General features: G+C 69.3%; 23 protein-coding genes. 11 read left to right on the plus strand and 12 right to left on the minus strand.

Annotated elements, in window-relative coordinates; all coding sequences use genetic code 11:
• On the minus strand, window positions 1-438 hold the full coding sequence (locus ACFTZL_RS04785) for a Fur family transcriptional regulator (protein WP_382578280.1): 438 nt from the start codon (window positions 436-438) through the stop codon (window positions 1-3).
• A 15-nt stretch (window positions 439-453) separates the two neighbouring features.
• Window positions 454-1,029 (minus strand): FABP family protein, encoded by a 576-nt coding sequence (locus ACFTZL_RS04790; protein WP_382578282.1) that lies wholly within the window; start codon window positions 1,027-1,029, stop codon window positions 454-456.
• A 215-nt stretch (window positions 1,030-1,244) separates the two neighbouring features.
• Here ACFTZL_RS04790 and ACFTZL_RS04795 point away from each other — a divergent pair, with 215 nt between their 5' ends.
• On the plus strand, window positions 1,245-1,607 hold the full coding sequence (locus ACFTZL_RS04795) for a DsrE family protein (protein WP_382578285.1): 363 nt from the start codon (window positions 1,245-1,247) through the stop codon (window positions 1,605-1,607).
• A gap of 33 nt (window positions 1,608-1,640) precedes the next feature.
• Here the strand turns inward: ACFTZL_RS04795 and ACFTZL_RS04800 are convergent, their stop codons facing one another.
• The 8 genes from ACFTZL_RS04800 to ACFTZL_RS04835 all read right to left on the minus strand — a co-directional run bounded on the left by ACFTZL_RS04800 (window position 1,641) and on the right by ACFTZL_RS04835 (window position 6,737).
• Window positions 1,641-1,898, minus strand: a complete 258-nt coding sequence (locus tag ACFTZL_RS04800) for a DUF3099 domain-containing protein (RefSeq protein ID WP_382578288.1) — start codon at window positions 1,896-1,898, stop codon at window positions 1,641-1,643.
• 85 nt (window positions 1,899-1,983) lie between these two features.
• Window positions 1,984-2,271 (minus strand): DUF1416 domain-containing protein, encoded by a 288-nt coding sequence (locus tag ACFTZL_RS04805; RefSeq protein WP_003991226.1) that lies wholly within the window; start codon window positions 2,269-2,271, stop codon window positions 1,984-1,986.
• Between the two features lie 41 nt (window positions 2,272-2,312).
• A complete protein-coding gene (locus ACFTZL_RS04810) occupies window positions 2,313-3,158 on the minus strand; it encodes a sulfurtransferase (RefSeq protein ID WP_382578290.1) in 846 nt (281 codons plus the stop codon).
• A 137-nt stretch (window positions 3,159-3,295) separates the two neighbouring features.
• Entirely contained in the window at window positions 3,296-3,376 is an 81-nt protein-coding gene (locus ACFTZL_RS04815; RefSeq protein ID WP_350310325.1) for a putative leader peptide, read from the minus strand.
• A 204-nt stretch (window positions 3,377-3,580) separates the two neighbouring features.
• Window positions 3,581-4,318, minus strand: coding sequence for a DUF2993 domain-containing protein (locus ACFTZL_RS04820; RefSeq protein ID WP_382578293.1), 738 nt, complete (start codon window positions 4,316-4,318; stop codon window positions 3,581-3,583).
• Window positions 4,319-4,550: 232 nt separating this feature from the next.
• Window positions 4,551-5,591 carry a hypothetical protein gene (locus tag ACFTZL_RS04825; RefSeq protein WP_382578296.1) on the minus strand — a complete coding sequence of 347 codons (1,041 nt, stop codon included), beginning with the start codon at window positions 5,589-5,591 and terminating at the stop codon, window positions 4,551-4,553.
• A gap of 2 nt (window positions 5,592-5,593) precedes the next feature.
• Window positions 5,594-5,848 carry a MoaD/ThiS family protein gene (locus ACFTZL_RS04830; protein ID WP_382578299.1) on the minus strand — a complete coding sequence of 85 codons (255 nt, stop codon included), beginning with the start codon at window positions 5,846-5,848 and terminating at the stop codon, window positions 5,594-5,596.
• 37 nt (window positions 5,849-5,885) lie between these two features.
• On the minus strand, window positions 5,886-6,737 hold the full coding sequence (locus ACFTZL_RS04835) for an alpha/beta hydrolase (RefSeq protein ID WP_382578302.1): 852 nt from the start codon (window positions 6,735-6,737) through the stop codon (window positions 5,886-5,888).
• A gap of 171 nt (window positions 6,738-6,908) precedes the next feature.
• Between ACFTZL_RS04835 and ACFTZL_RS04840 the strand changes: the two genes are divergently transcribed.
• The 6 genes from ACFTZL_RS04840 to ACFTZL_RS04865 all read left to right on the plus strand — a co-directional run bounded on the left by ACFTZL_RS04840 (window position 6,909) and on the right by ACFTZL_RS04865 (window position 12,471).
• Window positions 6,909-7,688 carry a winged-helix domain-containing protein gene (locus ACFTZL_RS04840; RefSeq protein WP_382578304.1) on the plus strand — a complete coding sequence of 260 codons (780 nt, stop codon included), beginning with the start codon at window positions 6,909-6,911 and terminating at the stop codon, window positions 7,686-7,688.
• A 127-nt stretch (window positions 7,689-7,815) separates the two neighbouring features.
• The gene (locus tag ACFTZL_RS04845; protein ID WP_382578306.1) at window positions 7,816-8,838 is read left to right on the plus strand and encodes a LacI family DNA-binding transcriptional regulator; all 1,023 of its coding nucleotides are present in this window, start codon (window positions 7,816-7,818) and stop codon (window positions 8,836-8,838) included.
• 110 nt (window positions 8,839-8,948) lie between these two features.
• Window positions 8,949-9,968: a S1C family serine protease gene (locus ACFTZL_RS04850; protein ID WP_382578308.1), complete on the plus strand. Its 1,020-nt coding sequence runs from the start codon at window positions 8,949-8,951 to the stop codon at window positions 9,966-9,968.
• A 19-nt stretch (window positions 9,969-9,987) separates the two neighbouring features.
• Window positions 9,988-10,170, plus strand: coding sequence for a hypothetical protein (locus ACFTZL_RS04855; protein ID WP_382578310.1), 183 nt, complete (start codon window positions 9,988-9,990; stop codon window positions 10,168-10,170).
• A 100-nt stretch (window positions 10,171-10,270) separates the two neighbouring features.
• Window positions 10,271-11,008 carry a response regulator transcription factor gene (locus ACFTZL_RS04860; protein WP_215120560.1) on the plus strand — a complete coding sequence of 246 codons (738 nt, stop codon included), beginning with the start codon at window positions 10,271-10,273 and terminating at the stop codon, window positions 11,006-11,008.
• On the plus strand, window positions 11,005-12,471 hold the full coding sequence (locus ACFTZL_RS04865; RefSeq protein ID WP_382578313.1) for a sensor histidine kinase: 1,467 nt from the start codon (window positions 11,005-11,007) through the stop codon (window positions 12,469-12,471). The genes ACFTZL_RS04860 and ACFTZL_RS04865 overlap by 4 nt, the downstream gene beginning before the upstream one ends.
• Before the next feature lie 755 nt (window positions 12,472-13,226).
• Here the strand turns inward: ACFTZL_RS04865 and ACFTZL_RS04870 are convergent.
• Together ACFTZL_RS04870 and ACFTZL_RS04875 are read right to left on the minus strand one after the other, a co-directional pair.
• On the minus strand, window positions 13,227-13,403 hold the full coding sequence (locus tag ACFTZL_RS04870) for a DUF397 domain-containing protein (RefSeq protein ID WP_382578316.1): 177 nt from the start codon (window positions 13,401-13,403) through the stop codon (window positions 13,227-13,229).
• The gene (locus tag ACFTZL_RS04875) at window positions 13,400-14,227 is read right to left on the minus strand and encodes a helix-turn-helix domain-containing protein (RefSeq protein WP_382578318.1); all 828 of its coding nucleotides are present in this window, start codon (window positions 14,225-14,227) and stop codon (window positions 13,400-13,402) included. The genes ACFTZL_RS04870 and ACFTZL_RS04875 overlap by 4 nt, the downstream gene beginning before the upstream one ends.
• Before the next feature lie 137 nt (window positions 14,228-14,364).
• Here ACFTZL_RS04875 and ACFTZL_RS04880 point away from each other — a divergent pair, with 137 nt between their 5' ends.
• From ACFTZL_RS04880 to ACFTZL_RS04895, 4 genes are all read left to right on the plus strand, one after another.
• Entirely contained in the window at window positions 14,365-14,580 is a 216-nt protein-coding gene (locus ACFTZL_RS04880; RefSeq protein WP_382578320.1) for a hypothetical protein, read from the plus strand.
• Complete coding sequence (locus ACFTZL_RS04885; protein ID WP_382578323.1) at window positions 14,577-14,846, plus strand: hypothetical protein; 270 nt, start codon at window positions 14,577-14,579, stop codon at window positions 14,844-14,846. The genes ACFTZL_RS04880 and ACFTZL_RS04885 overlap by 4 nt, the downstream gene beginning before the upstream one ends.
• A 124-nt stretch (window positions 14,847-14,970) precedes the next feature.
• Window positions 14,971-15,819 (plus strand): hypothetical protein, encoded by an 849-nt coding sequence (locus ACFTZL_RS04890; RefSeq protein ID WP_382578326.1) that lies wholly within the window; start codon window positions 14,971-14,973, stop codon window positions 15,817-15,819.
• Between the two features lie 83 nt (window positions 15,820-15,902).
• A partial coding sequence (locus ACFTZL_RS04895) for a pectinesterase family protein (RefSeq protein ID WP_382578328.1) occupies window positions 15,903-17,947 on the plus strand: 2,045 nt, incomplete at its 3' end.

Below are 17,947 nucleotides of genomic sequence, written 5' to 3' on the forward strand. Positions count from 1 at the left end.
CTACGACTCGGTAGTTGACGCCTTGAGCGCGCAGTCCTGGCATCGGCCGAAGATCGCGAAGTGCTTCATGTCGGTGTCGAAGCCGAACGTCTGCCGCAGCTTGTCGGTGAACTCGGCGGCCACGGAGACGTCCGCCTCGATGACGTTCTGGCAGTCACGGCAGACCAGGTGGAGGTGGTGGTGCCGGTCCGCGAGGTGGTACGTCGGCGCCCCGTGTCCCAGATGGGCGTGGCTGACCAGCCCGAGCTCCTCCAGGAGCTCCAGGGTCCGGTAGACGGTGGAGACGTTGACCCCCGACGCCGTTTTCCTCACTTCCACGAGGATGTCGTCGGGGGTCGCGTGCTCCAGAGTGTCCACGGCTTCGAGCACGAGTTGCCGCTGCGGGGTCAGCCGGTAGCCGCGCTGCCGCAGATCGCTCTTCCAGTCGGTGCTCACCACACCTCGAGTCTAGAACTACTTGAAGAAGGCGATGCCGTCGTCCGGCATGTCGTCGGGGAGGGCCTTGGCCCAGCGCTCGACCTCTTCCGGGGTGACGACCTTCTTCAGATGGGCGGACATGTAGGGGCGCAGCTCGACCTCGGGGGTCTGCTTCTCGCCGACCCACATCAGGTCGCTCTTGACGTAGCCGTAGAGCCGCTTGCCGCCGGTGTACGGCTGGGAGGCGGCCGTGCGGGCCACGGCGTCGGTGACCAGGTCGATCTGGGGCTTCTGGTCGGCCAGCTCGCCGTACCAGATCTCGATGACGCCGTCGTCGCGGGTCATCGTCGCCTCGACCTTGCGGCCCGCGTCGATGCGCCAGAAGCCGTGCTCGGACTCCAGGGGCCGGACCTTGTTGCCGTCCTGGTCGAGCACCCAGGAGTGGGAGTGGTACTCCAGGAAGTCCCGGCCGTCGTGGGTGAAGGTGACCTCCTGCCCGAAGTTGCACTTCTCGGAGCCGGGGAAGTCGTGCACACCGGCACCCGCCCAGTTTCCGAGCAGGAAGGCGAGCGGGACGAGGTCCTTGTGAAGGTCGGACGGGATCTCGATCATGGGAACTTCCTAGACGGGGGTCAGCGCTGGCCCTGGTACAGCTTCTTCACGGTCAGTCCGGCGAAGGCCAGGACGCCCACGGCGACCAGGACCAACAGGATTTCGAAGAAAAGCTCCACGGGGTGCTCCTTGAGCGGGTGCGAATGGGTGCACAGGGCCGAGGCCAGCTTACGCGGGCGCCTTCGGCACTTCGATTCCGGACTAGGGTTCCGGCTATGGCGAAGAAGCTGGTGATCAAGGTGACGGCGGGGGCCGACGCCCCCGAGCGGTGCTCGCAGGCGTTCACAGTGGCGGCGGTCGCCGTCGCCAGCGGCGTCGAGGTCTCCCTGTGGCTGACCGGTGAGTCCGCCTGGTACGCCCTGCCCGGCCGCGCCGCCGACTTCGACCTCCCGCACGCGGCCCCGCTGCCCGACCTGCTCGACTCGATCCTCGCGGCCGGCCGCATCACGCTGTGCACGCAGTGCGCGGCCCGCCGCGAGATCACGGAGAAGGACGTCCTCGAGGGTGTCCGCATCGCGGGCGCGCAGGTCTTCGTCCAGGAGGCCATGGCGGACGAGACGCAGGCGCTCGTCTACTGAGCCGCTGCCGGGGCGCGCGGGACCGCGGGGCTTCTACCGGCGCTTCTTGCCGTCCAGCTCGTCCCACCACTCGTCGGACTGGGGGTCCCCGGACGGGTCGTCCCACCAGCGGTCGTCGGGGCCCCGGCGGTTCGCGACCATCGCGGCGACGGGCGGGATGACCATGGCCACGACGCACATGCCGACGGCCACGGGGATGGACCAGAGGCGTACGACGCCCCAGGCCAGGACGAAGAGGGCGATGCAGCCGCCCATCATCGCGAAGTACGTGCGCCGCCGTCGTGCGTACATATGTCCAGCGTAGATCCGGGCAGCCCGAAGGGCCGCACCCCAGGCGTCCAACCCAGGAGGTGCGGCCCTCGAGGACCTGTCGCCGTCAGACGGCGATCGCGACCTCCGCCAGTCCGCCCTGCTGGGCGACGACCGTGCGGTCGGCGGTGGCGCCGGGCACGAGGGCACGAACGGTCCAGGTGCCCTCGGCCGCGTAGAAGCGGAACTGTCCGGTCGCCGAGGTCGGCACCTCGGCCGTGAACTCGCCGGTCGAGTCCAGCAGACGGACGTAGCCCACCACGGGCTCGCCGTCCTTGGTCACCTGACCCTGGATCGTGGTCTCACCGGGCTTGATCGTCGAGGCGTCGGGGCCGCCGGCCTTCGCACCACACATGTCGTACTCCTGAAGAGGTCTGGAAAGGTCGGTCGGGTTCTCTACTTGTTGGCGCCGAGCTCGATCGGCACGCCCACCAGGGAGCCGTACTCGGTCCAGGAGCCGTCGTAGTTCTTGACGTTCTCCACACCGAGCAGCTCGTGCAGCACGAACCAGGTCAGCGCGGAGCGCTCACCGATGCGGCAGTAGGCGATGGTGTCCTTGGCCAGGTCGACGCTCTCCTCGGCGTAGAGCTCCTTGAGCTCGTCGTCCGACTTGAAGGTGCCGTCGTCGTTGGCGTTCTTGGACCACGGGATGTTCCGGGCGCTCGGCACGTGGCCGGGGCGCTGGGACTGCTCCTGCGGCAGGTGGGCCGGGGCGAGCAGCTTGCCGGAGAACTCGTCGGGCGAGCGCACGTCGACCAGGTTCTGCGAACCGATGGCCGCCACGACGTCGTCGCGGAAGGCGCGGATGGACGTGTTCTGGGCCTTGGCCTTGTAGTCCGTCTTCGCGCGCTCGGGCACCTCGTCGCCGGCGACGAGCTCGCGGGCGTCGAGCTCCCACTTCTTGCGGCCGCCGTCGAGGAGCTTGACGTTGTCGTGGCCGTACAGCTTGAAGTACCAGTACGCGTACGAGGCGAACCAGTTGTTGTTGCCGCCGTACAGGACCACCGTGTGGTCGTTGCCGATGCCCTTGTCCGACAGGAGCTTCTCGAAGCCCTCCTGCGTGACGAAGTCACGGCGCACGGGGTCCTGGAGGTCCTTGGTCCAGTCGATGCGGATCGCGTTCTTGATGTGGTTCTTCTCGTACGCGGACGTGTCCTCGTCCACCTCGACGATCGCGATGGTCGGGTCGTCCAGGTGCTCCTGAAGCCAGTCGGCGCCTACCAGGACGTCGCTGCGGCTCATGCTCTTTCTCCTCCGGGGCAGTTACGGCGGGGCGTGCGAGGTGTGCACGGACGCGCGCCCATGACGAGGGCGGCGCACGGGTGCCCTTGATCCAGGGCGGCGGGGATGCGCGCGTCGACGCAGGCCGACGCGGTCGCTCAGAAGGTGCGACAGAGCATGGCGGCGACGCGGCACAGGTCTACTGCCCGCCGCTTCGTGAGATCCGCCTGTCGCTTCATGCTGTCGATCGTAGGGACGGCAGGGTGCGCGTGTCACCGGTGTGTCGCATATTGAGACGCAAAGATCCGCCATATGGGATCAGCGACCTGTCCGTGCGCCTCCCGCACGGTTCCGGCCCGCCTGTATTCGCCGTCACAACTACGCTGCGGACTCCGCCGTCTCGCCCACCGGACAGCCCTGGTCGGCGCCGCCTCGCGCCTTGCCTACCCGGCCAGTCGGACGTTGGAACCCTTCACCGTGATCTCCACGCCGTTCGGCGCCGCCTGGACCTTGTCCAGCTCGATGCCGCCGGGCAGGCCGTCGATCTTCTGCTGGAAGTCGGTGATGGCCCGGACGCGGGACTCGGCGAGCTCGACGCCGCCGAACTTGGGCAGGCCGTCGGCCTTCACCCGCACTTCGCCGTCGACCACCGTCACCGTGCTGAGCACGGAGACCGGCTCGGGCAGCTTGGTGCCGAGGACGGTGGCCTCGACGGCGACCTTGATCTTGCCGTTGCCGCCGTCGGAGAGTCCGATGACGTTGGCGGTGACGCCCGGGGCGACCTGGGTCGGTTCGGACTTCGCGGTCTTCAGCAGTTCGTCGTAGGCGATGGTCGCGGTGCCGGTGGCGCTGGTGGCGGTGGCGGAGCTGTAGTCGCCGGAGAACTCGACGCCCTGCATGTCGGCCTTGAGGTCGTCGATGCGGATCTTCTGGCTGCCGTTGCCCGCGGCGGCCTCGTAGTCCTGGATGCCGATCTCGATGTCGTCCAGGGAACCGCCGGCGACCTGGGTGAGGAACGGGAAGCCCTTGATGGACACGTCGGGGGTCGCCGAGAGGTTCTCCGTCGTCTTCAGACGGTCGGCGGCCTCGTCCTCGGCGAATTTCACCGCGAGGCGGTCGGCGATCACGAAGAGTCCGCCCAGGATCACGACGACGATCAGCAGTATTCGCAGTGCGCGCATACGGTGTTTCCCCCACCTCGGCGGTTGGACGGCGGTCCGGTCCCTGACGACCGGGTGGCCGTCCAAGCGTGAGGGTAACTCCGTGGGATGTGGGCGCCCGGGATTTTTCGATCATCTGTGACAGGCAGGTGCCGGCGCCGGGTGGGTCCGCAGCCCGGCGGAACGGGGTGCCGCTGCGCCCACCCGTGCCGCCCTTAGCGGCACGCATGCCCGCAGCTCAGCGGACTGTGCGCTAGGCCAGGGCCCGGCCCAGGACGTACACCGCCGGGGCCGCTGCCGACAGGGGCAGGGCCACGCCCGCTGTGAAGTGGACGAAGCGGGACGGGTAGTCGTAGCTCGCGACCCGGTGGCCGATCAGGGCGCAGGCGCCCGCGCCCGCTCCCAGCAGGGCGCCCGGCGTGCCGAGGCCCGTCAACGCGCCGGCCGCGACGCCCGCGCCCGCCGCCGCGAGCAGCGCCACCACCACGGATGCCGGCGTCGGCAGCGGCAGGGCGCGCGCCAGGACCGCCACGGCCACCGCGATCGCACCGACCGTCACCGCGTCCGCGTCGGCCGCGAGATAGCCGCCCGCGATGATCGCCAGCGCCGCCGCCGCGACCGTCGCCATCAGGCCGTACATCCGCTCGTCCGGGTCGGCGTGCGAGCGCAGTTGCAGGACGAGGGAGAGCAGGACCCAGACGCCGAGCGTGCCCAGGATCGCCGACGGCGAGCGGTCCGACACCAGCAGCGCCGCGTCCGCGGCCAGCGCCCCCGCGAAGCCCAGCGCGATGCCCTGCCGCGCCGGCCACATCCCGTTCAGCCGGAACCAGCCCGCGGCGGTGACGGCCTGGAGGGCGACGAGAGGAACCAGGAGCGCGTACGTGCCGACGGCCGCGGCGCCCGCCAGCAACAGCCCGAGCAGTGCCGTCAGCGCGGCCGGCTGCATCCCCGGCTCGATGATCGGCGACCGCCCCTCCGCCCGCGCGCGCTGCGCGTCCGTGACGCGCTGGTTCCCGCCGACGGTGGCGGGGCCGTAGTCGGAATCGGGAGCAGCGGCGGGAGCGTCGGCGGCCGGAGCCGCGTACCCCTGCGGGGTCAGATACGCCGTGTCCGCCCCTGTCACCGGCGCGGAGACCGGTTGGTGCGTCTGCGTCTCCCAGGTCTGTCCCTGCCACTGCTGCGTGTGCTGCGGGTACTGCTGAGCGGCGTAGGGATCGTCGTACGGCTGCTGCCCGGGCCACGCCTGCGGCTGCTGCCCGTAAGGGTCGTAGCCCTCATGCGGCTGGTTGCTCATCGTCATCCTCCTGCGAACGGCGGGAGCACCTCGACCGTGCCGCCGTCGGCCAGCCGTACCGTCTCATGTCCGCGGGTGCCCACGGGGTCACCGTCGACGAGGAACGAGCATCGCAGCAGGACACGCTCGAGTTCGCCGGGGTGTCGCTCGCGCACCCCGGCGAGCGCCTCGGCGAGCGTGACCGCCTCGTACGGCTCCTCGGCCATCCCGGCCGCGGCCTTGGCGGCGGCCCAGTAGCGCACCGTGACCTTTGGCATCTGCTTCCTCAATCGCTCGTCGGTGAACTCCGTCAGGCTAGCCCGCCCGGCCGACGGCCCAGTCCCCGATGCGCGCCAGCAACGCGTCGCCCGCCGCGTGCTCGGCATGCCCCATGCCCGGCTCCAGCCACAGTTCGCCCTGGTCACCGGCGGCCGCGGCCAGCATGCGGGGATGGTCGAGCGGGAAGTAGCCGTCGGCGTCGCCGTGCACGATCAGCAGGGGTGTGGGCGCGATCCTCGCCGCCGCCTCCGCCGGGGAGAGGGGGACCGGGTCCCAGTCCCGGTGGTGGATGCGCGTACCGAAGCCGTACCGGCTCACCGCCCGCCCCTCGGGCCGCGTCACCAGCCAGTGCAGCCGGCGCATGGGCGCCGTCCCCCGGTAGTACCAGCGTGCGGGCGCGCTGACGGACACCACCGCGTCCGTGCCCGCCTCGTACAAGGCCGCGTGCCGCAGCACCACCGACCCGCCCATGGAGAACCCCACCGTCGCCACGCGCGCGTGCCCGAGTTCCCGGGCCCACTCCACGGCCACCGCCAGGTCGAGCACCTCCCGGTCCCCGACCGTGGACCGTCCGCCGGACGCCCCGTGGCCCCGGAAGGAGAAGGTGACGACGGCCCCGTACCGGGCGAACGCCTCAGCCACCCGCCGCACGTGCGGCCGGTCCACAGCACCGGTGAAGCCGTGGGCGACGACGAACACGGGATGAGCGGAAAGCGTCCCGGAGGCGTCGTATACAGCGGTACCCGGGTCGTATACGGCGTCGATCGTCACGCCGTCGGAAGTGCGCAGAAAGGTCCGCGTCGGAGTCCGCACACGCGTTCTGGCGGTCGTCTCGGAGTTCGGACGAACGGTGGAACGCGCCACATGACCTGCCCGACCAGAGCTCATGTGGGCTATTCTGCTGGACAGAGGACTCGGGCAGCGTTGCCCCCGGGTCCTTTTGTGCTTTCGGAAGCGTTGTATACGAAGCGGGAAACCGCAGGTGTACGGGGCCCCGGGATCGCAGAGCTGTGCTGAACCAACAGACGTCCTCGCAGGGACCGAGGAGGAACCAGACATATGAGTTCTCTGCTGCTCCTGACCAACGCCCTCCAGCCGTCGACGGAGGTGCTCCCCGCCCTCGGCCTGCTCCTGCACAACGTGCGAGTGGCCCCCGCGGAGGGCCCCGCCCTCGTCGACACCCCGGGTGCCGATGTCATCCTCGTCGACGGCAGGCGCGACCTGCCACAGGTCCGCAGCCTGTGCCAGCTGCTGCGGTCGACCGGACCCGGCTGTCCATTGATCCTCGTCGTCACGGAGGGCGGCCTCGCCGCCGTCACCGCGGACTGGGGCATCGACGACGTCCTGCTCGACACCGCCGGCCCGGCGGAGGTCGAGGCCCGGCTGCGGCTGTCCATGGGACGGCAGCAGATCGTCAGCGACGACTCCCCGATGGAGATCCGCAACGGCGACCTGTCGGTCGACGAGGCGACGTACTCCGCCAAGCTCAAGGGCCGGGTCCTCGACCTCACCTTCAAGGAGTTCGAGCTCCTGAAGTACCTCGCCCAGCACCCTGGCCGCGTCTTCACCCGCGCCCAGCTCCTGCAGGAGGTGTGGGGCTACGACTACTTCGGCGGTACGCGCACGGTCGACGTGCACGTACGACGGCTGCGCGCCAAGCTCGGGCCGGAGCACGAGTCGCTGATCGGCACCGTCCGGAACGTCGGTTATCGATTCGTTACGCCGGAGAAGGTGGAGCGCGCCGCCGAGGAAGCGAAGGCGAAGGCGGCCAAGGCAAAGCAGGAAATCGCGGACAAGTCGGCCACCCTGGATGCCGTCGAGACCCGCGCGAAGGCGTAAAGAGGCGTATTGCGGTGCCCACCTGGGCATCGCTTTCCGCGAGGCGTCTCCGGACGGCGATCGGTATATCGTACGGAACCTCCTTTACGCCCTGCCCAGAGCCGGTATATCCGCGTAGACTCCGCGCGTGGCCAAGGTGACTCGGGATGATGTGGCGCGGCTGGCAGGGACTTCCACTGCCGTGGTCAGCTATGTCATCAACAACGGACCCCGGCCGGTCGCCCCGGCCACGCGCGAGCGTGTACTCGCCGCGATCAAGGAACTGGGGTACCGGCCCGACCGCGTGGCCCAGGCCATGGCGTCCCGGCGTACGGATCTCATAGGCCTGATCGTGCCGGACGCGCGCCAGCCCTTCTTCGGGGAGATGGCGCACGCGGTCGAACAGGCCGCGTCCGAGCGCGGAAAGATGGTGCTCGTCGGGAACTCCGACTACATCGGCGAGCGCGAGGTCCACTATCTGCGGGCCTTCCTGGGCATGCGCGTCTCGGGGCTCATCCTCGTCAGCCACGCGCTCAACGACCTGGCAGCGGCCGAGATCGAGGCCTGGGACGCCCGGGTGGTGCTGCTGCACGAGCGGCCCGAGGCCATAGACGACGTCGCCGTCGTCACGGACGACCTGGGCGGCGCCCAGCTCGCCGTACGCCACCTCCTCGAGCACGGCTACGAGTACGTGGCCTGTATGGGCGGCATAGCGGAGACCCCCGCGGTCGGCGACCCGGTCTCCGACCACGTCGAGGGCTGGCGGCGCGCGATGGACGAGGCCGGCATCTCCACGGAGGGCCGCCTCTTCGAGGCCCTCTACAACCGCTACGACGCCTACCAGGCCGCCCTGAAGATCCTTTCCGGCCCCCAGCGCCCGCCCGCGATCTTCTGCTCCACCGACGACCAGGCGATCGGCCTGCTGCGGGCGGCGCGCGAACTGCGGATCGACGTCCCCGGCGAGCTGGCGGTGGCCGGGTTCGACGACATCAAGGAAGCGGCGCTCACCGACCCGCCCATGACGACGATCGCCTCCGACCGTTCGGCGATGGCCCGCGCGGCGGTGGACCTCGTCCTCGACGACGGCCTGCGGGTCGCGGGGGCGCGGCGGGAGCGGCTGAAGGTGTTCCCGTCCAGGTTGGTGACACGGCGGTCCTGCGGCTGCGCGTAGCCTCCGGCGCCCCGGCGGCAGGGCGTCTTTATATCGGGCATACGAGGTTCTGTCGGGCTTCTCAGGGAGCCCTCAGGTAGCTCTCATGGTCGGGCGACAAGCTCAGTTCCATGACCGAGAGCTTCCACCGCAGTGGCGAGTACCCGAACCCTTACGAGGGTCAGCAGCAGGCCCCGGTGAACCCCGAGTGGCCGCCTCCGCCGGCGTACGCCCCGGCACCCGCTCCCAAGAAGCGCCGCCGTGGCCCCGTCGCCCTGCTCGCCGCCGTGGCGATCGTCGCCGCGGCGATAGGCGGCGGCACCGCCTACGGCATCCAGGAGCTGACCGGCAACGACACCGTCGCCTCCAGCTCCACCAGCACCAATGTGGTGCCGTCCAGCCAGAAGGGCACGGTCTCCGGGGTCGCCAAGGCGGTCAGCCCGAGCATCGTCGAGATCAGCGCCGACTCCAACGCCGGGTCCTCCACCGGCTCCGGCGTGATCATCACGGGCGACGGCGAGATCATCACCAACAACCACGTCGTCGCCGGCGCCTCGCAGATCAAGGTGACGACCAACGACGGCAAGTCCTACACCGCCAAGGTGGTCGGCACCGACAGCAAGAAGGACCTGGCGCTGATCAAGCTGGAGAACGCCTCCGGCCTGAAGACCGCCACGCTCGGCGACTCGGCCGGGGTGGGGGTCGGCGACCAGGTCGTCGCGATCGGCTCCCCCGAGGGCCTGACCGGCACCGTCACCAGCGGCATCATCTCCGCCCTCGACCGGGACGTCACGGTCTCCACGGACGAGAGCCAGGGCCAGGAGCAGGGGCAAGGGCAAGGGCAGGGGCAGGGGCAGGGGCAGGGCGGCGAGTGGCCGTTCGAGTTCGGCGGCCGGGAGTTCAACGGCGACACCGGCTCGGACACGACGACGTACAAGGCGCTCCAGACCGACGCGTCCCTCAACCCGGGCAACTCCGGCGGCGCGCTGATCGACATGAACGGCAACATCATCGGGATCAACTCCGCGATGTACTCGGCGGCGGGCGCGTCCTCCTCCGCGGCGGCGGGCAGCGTGGGCCTGGGCTTCGCGATCCCGATCAACACCGTCAAGGCCGACCTCGCCACGCTGCGGGCCGGTTCCACCGAATGAGTTCCCGAGGAGTACGGCGATGATCCAGCAGGTTGCGCACACGGAGTCCGGCGGCGATCCGGGAGGGGTCGGGCTGGCCCTGGCGGTGGCGTACGAACTGCACGCGCCGACGGGCGCGGCGCGTGCGCCCGAGGTGGCGAACGCCTCCGCCCGGCGAGCGGGCCGGGCCGCGACCGCCCGACGCCGCACCGCACGGGCCTGATGTCTTCTCCCACACCGCCCGTGCCCGCGCTCGTGCGAGGCTGAGAACGTCAGACCACCCAGCCCCGCCCCTCCCCTTCACACCCGAGGACCCCGAGCCCATGAGCCCCGCAGACGGCGACCGTGACCCCCAGCGCATCCTGATCGTCGACGACGAGCCGGCGGTACGCGAAGCACTTCAGCGCAGTCTCGCCTTCGAGGGGTACGGGACCGAGGTCGCCGTAGACGGCGCGGACGCGCTGGTGAAGGCCGAGGCGTACCGGCCCGATCTGGTCGTCCTCGACATCCAGATGCCCCGCATGGACGGCCTGACCGCCGCGCGCCGCATCCGCGCCACCGGCGACACCACGCCCATCCTGATGCTCACGGCCCGCGACACCGTCGGTGACCGGGTCACGGGCCTCGACGCGGGCGCCGACGACTACCTGGTCAAGCCCTTCGAACTGGACGAACTCTTCGCCCGCATCCGCGCCCTGCTGCGCCGCAGCTCCTACGCGGCGGCCGTGGGCGCGGGCGACCCGGCCGACGAGGACGCGCTCACCTTCGCCGATCTGCGCATGGACCTCGCGACGCGCGAGGTCACCCGGGCCGGACGCCAGGTGGAGCTGACCCGCACGGAGTTCACGCTGCTGGAGATGTTCATGGCACACCCGCGCCAGGTCCTCACGCGGGAGCAGATCCTGAAGGCGGTCTGGGGCTTCGACTTCGAGCCGTCGTCCAACTCCCTCGACGTCTACGTCATGTACCTGCGCCGCAAGACCGAGGCGGGCGGCGAACCGCGCCTCGTCCACACGGTGCGGGGTGTCGGATACGTACTGCGGCCGGGCGGCGCGGAGTGAACAAGGTCGTACGCCGGTTCCGTTCCCTGCCGATCCGGTCCCGACTGGCGCTGCTGGTGGCGGCGGCGGTGGCGTTCGCGGTGGCGGCGGTGTCGGTGACGTGCTGGTTCATCGTGCAGGGGAAGTTGTACGACCAGGTGGACGATGACCTGCGGTCGTCGTTCCGGACGATGCAGGCGGACGAGTTCGACGCGCTGACCAAGACGTGTCCCCAGAACCCGTCGAACACGCTCGGCGGGGCGCCGCGGCCGCAGACCTATGCGCAGGTGGTCAGGACCGACGGCAAGGTCTGCCGCTTCAGCAGCCTCATGCCCCTGGTGAACGTGACGAGCGGCGACAAGGACGTGGCCAAGAATCCCGATCCCAGGACGGCCGTACTGCGCAACGGCAAGGACAGCGACGGCAATTCGGTGCGTGTGCTGACCACTGCGGTGGTCGTGAAGGACGGCCCGTTCCAGCAGGGCGTGGCCGCCGACTACGCGCTGGTCATCGCCGTCCCGCTCAAGGGAACGGAGTCCACGCTCAACGAACTGGCGCTGATTCTGTTGCTGGTCTCGGGCGTAGGGGTGTTCGGCGCGGGAGCGGCCGGCCTCACGGTCGCCCGGGCGGGTCTCCGCCCGGTCGACAAACTCACGGAAGCGGTCGAGCACGTGGCCCGCACGGAGGACCTGGACGTCCGTATCCCGGTCGACGACGCGAGCGACGACGAGGTGGCTCGCCTGTCCCGCTCCTTCAACTCGATGACATCAGCCCTGGCCAGCTCCCGCGAACTCCAGCAACAACTGATCGCAGACGCAGGCCACGAGCTGCGCACACCGCTCACCTCATTGCGCACCAACATCGAACTCCTCACCCGCAGCGAGGAAACGGGCCGCCCGATCCCGGAGGCGGACCGCAAGGCGCTCCTGGCCTCGGTGAAGGCACAGATGACGGAACTGGCGGCACTCATCGGCGACCTACAGGAACTGTCCCGCCCGGACACGGGCCAGCACTCGGGGCGTACCCAGATCGTGGCCTGGCAGGACACCGTCGAGTCGGCGCTGCGCCGTGCCCGGCTGCGTGGCCCGGAGCTGACGATCACGGCGGACGTCCAGCCCTGGTTCGTCCGAGCGGAACCCTCAGCGCTGGAACGGGCGGTGGTCAACATCCTCGACAACGCGGTGAAGTTCAGCCCGGAGGCCGGCACGATCGAGGTACGCCTCACCTCAGGCACGCTCACGGTCCGCGACCACGGCCCGGGCATCCCCGCCGACGAACTCCCCCACGTCTTCGACCGCTTCTGGCGCTCCCCGAGTGCACGAGCACTGCCGGGCTCGGGCCTGGGCCTGTCGATCGTGGCCCGCACGGTCCAACAGGCGGGCGGCGAGGTATCCCTGTCCCACGCGGAGGGCGGCGGCACGGTGGCGACGGTACGACTGCCGGGGGCGGCTGTGCCCCCACCAGAGGACCTGCCCTCGCCCTGAGGTCGGGGGTGGGTCGGCTACAGCACATCGAATGAAACTGTCGGGGCCGCCCGCTTCTTGCCAGTGTCGTGCTTCCACGAGCCGAGTAAAGGGCGCTCCGCGTCGCCTTCGGCGATGGCCCTCCGGGCCACCCTTGACTCGGCCCGCTCCAGCACGAGTGAGAAGCGAGCGAGCGGCCCGGAAAGGCGGGTGGCCAGGGCAGACGCCCCTTCGGTCGGCTGGCTGGCCGCTCGGCGAGGTAGGGCGCATCGGGCGGGAGGCGGCACGCCGGGTGGTCTCAGCGGCTTGCGGTGTGTGGGGTGGTGGCAAGAAGCGGGCCCGGGCCTCTGGCCGGGGCGGGCTTCTCCTTTAGCCGGCCGCTCGGCATGGGCAGCGCGAGGAAGTGGAGCGTTTGCGCCACGGCTGGCTCTGCCTGCCAGCGCCGATGCACTCCCCAGTGGTCCGAAACGCTCCACTCATTGCCTCAAGCTTCCTCCCAGCGCCCACCCACCCACTCACCGATCGCCGCTAAGCCCACCCGGCGTCCATGCGAGGCGCGAGCGCGCACGTCAACGCCGGTCAGCGAGGCAACGGGCCGCCGATCGCAGACGCCGCTCGGCCACCCGCCTTTCCGGGCCGCTCGCTCGCTTCTCTCCCGTGCTGGAGCGGCCTGGGTCAAGGGTCGGCCGCAGGCCGATCGCCGAAGGCGACGCGAAGCGCCCTTGATGCAGGCCGTGGAAGCACGACACTGCCAAAGAAGCGGGCGGCCCCGACAGTTACTTCTTGACGTACGTGAGGAACGACGCCCAAGAGCCCGACCTGAACACGAGCACGGGACCGTCCGACCGCTTGCTGTCTCGGACAGGGACTGTGCCGGGGCAGTTGCCGGCGACCTCGACACAGTTGTTGGCTCCCCCGTCGCTGTAGCTCGACTTGCGCCAGGTGGGCTTCATGATCTGTGCTCCTCCAGTACGTCCCGGATGAACGTCAGCGAGTCCGACGGGGACAGCGCCAGATCCCGCAGCAGATCGTAGGACAAACGGTGGCGCAGGACAGCCTCCGGATCATCCGTCAGCAGACCGCTGCTGTCTCCTTCTGTGTAGGCCGCGGCGCTTCCGTCCTCCTGCCAGAGCAGGGTCAGAGACCCCTTCCCCATGAGGGGATGTACCCCAGCGGAGAACGGCAGTACCTGCACGGCGACGTTGGGCCACTGGGCTACCGCCTCGATGTGCAGCAACTGGCAATTCCAGATCTCTGCGTTGGCTGAGGGACGGCGGAATGCGGGCTCGTCGATGATGAATCGGGCATTGGGTGCCGGGTTCTTGCGCAGCAGAAGCTGCCGCCCCAAGCGCGCGGCCACCTGTTCTTCGACGTCATCGCTGTTGCCTGCCGTTGTCTGGGGCCCAGACAACACCTCACGGGCGAAGTCCTCTGTCTGCAACAGTCCAGGCACGTCCGGCGTGTACACGCGGAGGATCCGGGCTGTCGCTTCCAGCTCCATGTACCTCTTGTACTTGTCCTTGAAGGCGTCGAGCTGCGCCATCCTCCAGAGGGTCACCAGCAGGTCAGCGGATCCGTAGTAGCTGTCCAGGTCCTCCATGACCGCCCGCTTGGAGAGCCGTTCTCCCTTCTCCAGGCGGCTCAAGTAGCTCTTGTCGTACCCGGTGTCATCGGCCAACTGGCCCAGCGATTTCGCCGCCTGCTCCCGCAAGAACTTCAGCGTCCTGCCAAGAACCCCCCGCCCCGACTCCCGCTCCCCGTCAACCACTTCGCCCACGTCACCCCTCACCGTTGCCTGGAGCGTCAGGCAACACCTGACCCCTTCCGCAGCGTACGGGCGAGCCGTAACCATCGAGGCACGAACGGTAATCACCGCTCGTCAAACACCCTGCCTGCCTCCCGAAGGGGACCCCCATGCATCTACGCCTGCGCGCCGCCGAACTCTGCGAGTCACTGCTCCTGACCCTCGTACGACTCCTCCTCCCCGCCCAAGGGCGCCACCGAGCCACACCCGATCGGCTGCCGCCGCCTCCCCCCGAACCCCCTCGACGCCGCCCCTACGCGGAGCCCCTCGTCATGGACACCCCGTTGGTGCGGCCGTACCTCCGCGAGCTGGAGGTCTACGTATGAGGCTGCTCCCCTGGACCGGCGCCGACGGCAAGGCCTGTTATCTGTCCACCGACGACCCCCACAGCCACCTCTCGCAGCTCGCCGATGACATCGAGGCCGCTCAACTCGCCTCCGCCGAGCAGGTACTCGTGGGCGCGAAGGCCGTACTCGAGGACGCCAAGGCCGGTGAGCGTGCCGTGCGTTTCGCGCTGACAAGGGCCGTGGAGTCTCTGGGAGATGTGTTGCGGGTCGCGGTCAGCCGTGGCGGCGACACCAGCGCCCGATAAAGCGGGACATGACAACCAGCAAGCTGTCAATGTCCTGTCGTACCCGCCAGTACCGCAAACACCTGCACTCGTTCTGACATCTTCACTGCCGTCACAGAACGACAAGCAGGAGTGAGCGACCCCCATGCGTCTCATTCGTAAGTCAACTCTCAAGAAATGCGGCCTTGTTGCCGCTTCCACCACCCTCGCCATCACCGGTCTGCTGGCCGGCGCGGGGACCGCCTCCGCCGGGCCCGCCGGGGCGACCAACATCCGGGGTGTCGACCCCGGTGACACCGACCGGATGATCGAGCGGCTGTGCGGTCAGGAGACGAGCCTGACGGGCGTCTACGGCGCCCTCAACGTCGACACCGGTGAGTTCAAGACCCAGGACGAGTATCTGCGGGACGTCTTCGGGCTGTGGAAGCCCGCCGGGCCGTGGGAGCTGTTCCGCGGCTGGTGCGGGTACGCCGAGGCCTCGACCTGGTCCATCAAGGGCGACACCGTCCGGACGTCCCGCTGGATCGGCAACAGGGGCTCCGCCGACGACAAGGAGACCTTCGTCAGCAGCTACAGCACCAAGACGTTCGCGAAGAAGAGCGTCGGCGGCACCATCAGTCTCTCCCTCGCCAAGAGCATCTTCAGCGGGAGCGTGGGCGGCAGTGCCGGCTACGAGTGGGGCTGGGAGAAGGAGTCCAAGTTCGAGACCCGGAGCGAGAAGAGCATTCCGCCGTGCCGGCAGGTCGCCGTGACCTGGACGCCGTATCAGCGCGTGGTGCGCGTGAACCCCGTCTTCCAGGTCGAGGACTACCAGTGGGACAAGGGGGACGGGGAGCGGACCGCGCACAGCTGGCGGGACCGGGGTTATCAGACCATCTACTCGCACGGGTACTACATCGACGGCGTCTCCGACAAGCTCCTCCCCAGCGGCCAGCCCGACGGCCGTGAGGACAAGGTCGAGGAGAAGCTCGACCCCAAGTCCTGCACCGAGTAAGGCTCATCGGCCAGGGCGGCAACCTTTCCGTGTGGGGCGGCGACTGATCAGCGGTCATTCCCCCACACGGAACGGATCGCCGTATGAGTGAGCCGCGCAGCAAGGCCCGTCACCGTCACCGCAGAACCCGCACAGCCCTGGCCGTCACGGTCCCCCTGGCCCTGACCGCCGCCGGCACCCTCGCCTACGGCACCGACCTCGGCGTCCTCGGCGGCACCGGCCGGGAGGCCTCCGCCGCCGCCCCGGCGTGGACCGCCGACACAGCCGACGGTTTCGCCTCCGTCAACTCCCTCGGGCAGAACGGGACGTACGGCGGGCGGGACGGCAAGACCGTCACCGTCAAGACGCAGGCCGAGCTGGAGAAGTACGCCGCCGCCGCCGAGCCGTACGTCATCGTCGTCGCCGGGACCATCGCCATGAACCCGGTCGGCAAAGAGATCAAGGTGCGGTCCGACAAGACCATCGTGGGCCAGGGGACCTCCGGGCACATCGTCGGCGGTGGGTTCTTCCTCGGGTCCGGCGTGCACAACGTGATCATCCGGAATCTGACCATCCGGGACGCGTACCAGGGCGTGTGGAACGACAAGGACCATGACTTCGACGCCGTCCAGATGGACGGCGCCCACCATGTGTGGATCGATCACAACGATCTGCGGCACATGGCCGACGGGCTCATCGACGTCCGCAAGGACTCGACGAACGTCACCGTCTCCTGGAACAAGCTGAGCGACAACAACAAGACCTTCGGCATCGGCTGGACCGAGAACGTCAAGACCGACATCACGATCCACCACAACTGGATCCGCGAGACCGAGCAGCGCAACCCCTCCACCGACAACGCCGCCCACGCCCACCTCTACAACAACTTCCTCGAGGACGCCGCCGGCACCGACATCAAGTCGTCGTACGGCAACTACTCGCGCGGCGCGACGAAGATGGTCCTGGAGAACTCCTACTTCCAGGGCATCAAGAACCCCGTCATCAAGGACAGCGGCGCCGCGATCGTGCAGCGGGGCAGCGTCTTCTCCGGGACCAGTGGAAGGAACGAGAGCGGCGGAAGTGCCTTCGATCCGAAGGCCTATTACCCGTACACCCTCGACCAGGCCGCTGATCTTCCGTCCATCCTCAGGTCCGGTGTCGGGCCCCGTTCCGGCATCGGTACGACGGCCGCCTCCACCAAGGCCGCCACCGCGACCACCCTCACCGTCGCCGCCGACGGCAGCGGTCAGTACAGGACCGTGCAGGCCGCCGTGAACGCCGTACCGGCGAACAACCCCGCCCGCGTGATCATCGCCGTGAAGCCGGGGATGTACCGGGAACTCGTCAAGGTGCCGTCCAACAAGCCGCACGTCACCATCCAGGGCACCGGCGGCAGCCGCAAGGACACGACCATCGTCTACAACAACGCGGCCGGTACGCCCAAGCCCGGCGGCGGTACGTACGGCACCGGCGGCAGCGCCACCGTCGCCGTCGAGGCCGACGACTTCCAGGCCCGGAACCTGACCATCTCCAACGACTTCGACGAGAAGGCCAACCAGAGCCTCAGCGGGCATCAGGCCGTCGCCCTGCGGACCGCCGCCGACAAGGTGTTCCTGGACGGGATCATCGTCAGCGGCGACCAGGACACGCTGCTCGTCGACACCGCCGCCAAGGACCGGCTCGGGCGCGTCTACGTCAGCAATTCCTACGTCGTCGGCAACGTCGACTTCATCTTCGGGCGGGCCACGGCCGTCGTCGACAAGTCCGTCATCACGCTGAAGAAGCGCTGGGACGGCACCTCGGCCGGTTACGTCACGGCCCCCAGCACGGCCGCCAACCGCAAGGGCATCCTGATCGCCAGCTCCACGGTGAACGGCGATGTGTCGAACGGCAGCTTCTACCTCGGCCGGCCCTGGCACGCGGGCGGGGACGCCTCGCTCGACCCGCAGACCACGGTCCGCAACACCAGCCTCAGTGCCGCGGTCAAGTCCACGCCGTGGACCGACATGAGCGGCTTCTCGTGGAAGGACGACCGGTTCGCCGAGTACAAGAACTCCGGTGCCGGTGCCGGGTCGGCGAACTCCAACCGGCCGCATCTGAGCGACGCGCAGGCCGCCGACCAGGAGGTCGCGGACTGGCTCGCGGGCTG

The sequence above is a fragment of the Streptomyces sp. NPDC056948 genome (genome assembly GCF_042674225.1).
Lineage (GTDB): Bacteria > Actinomycetota > Actinomycetes > Streptomycetales > Streptomycetaceae > Streptomyces > Streptomyces purpurascens.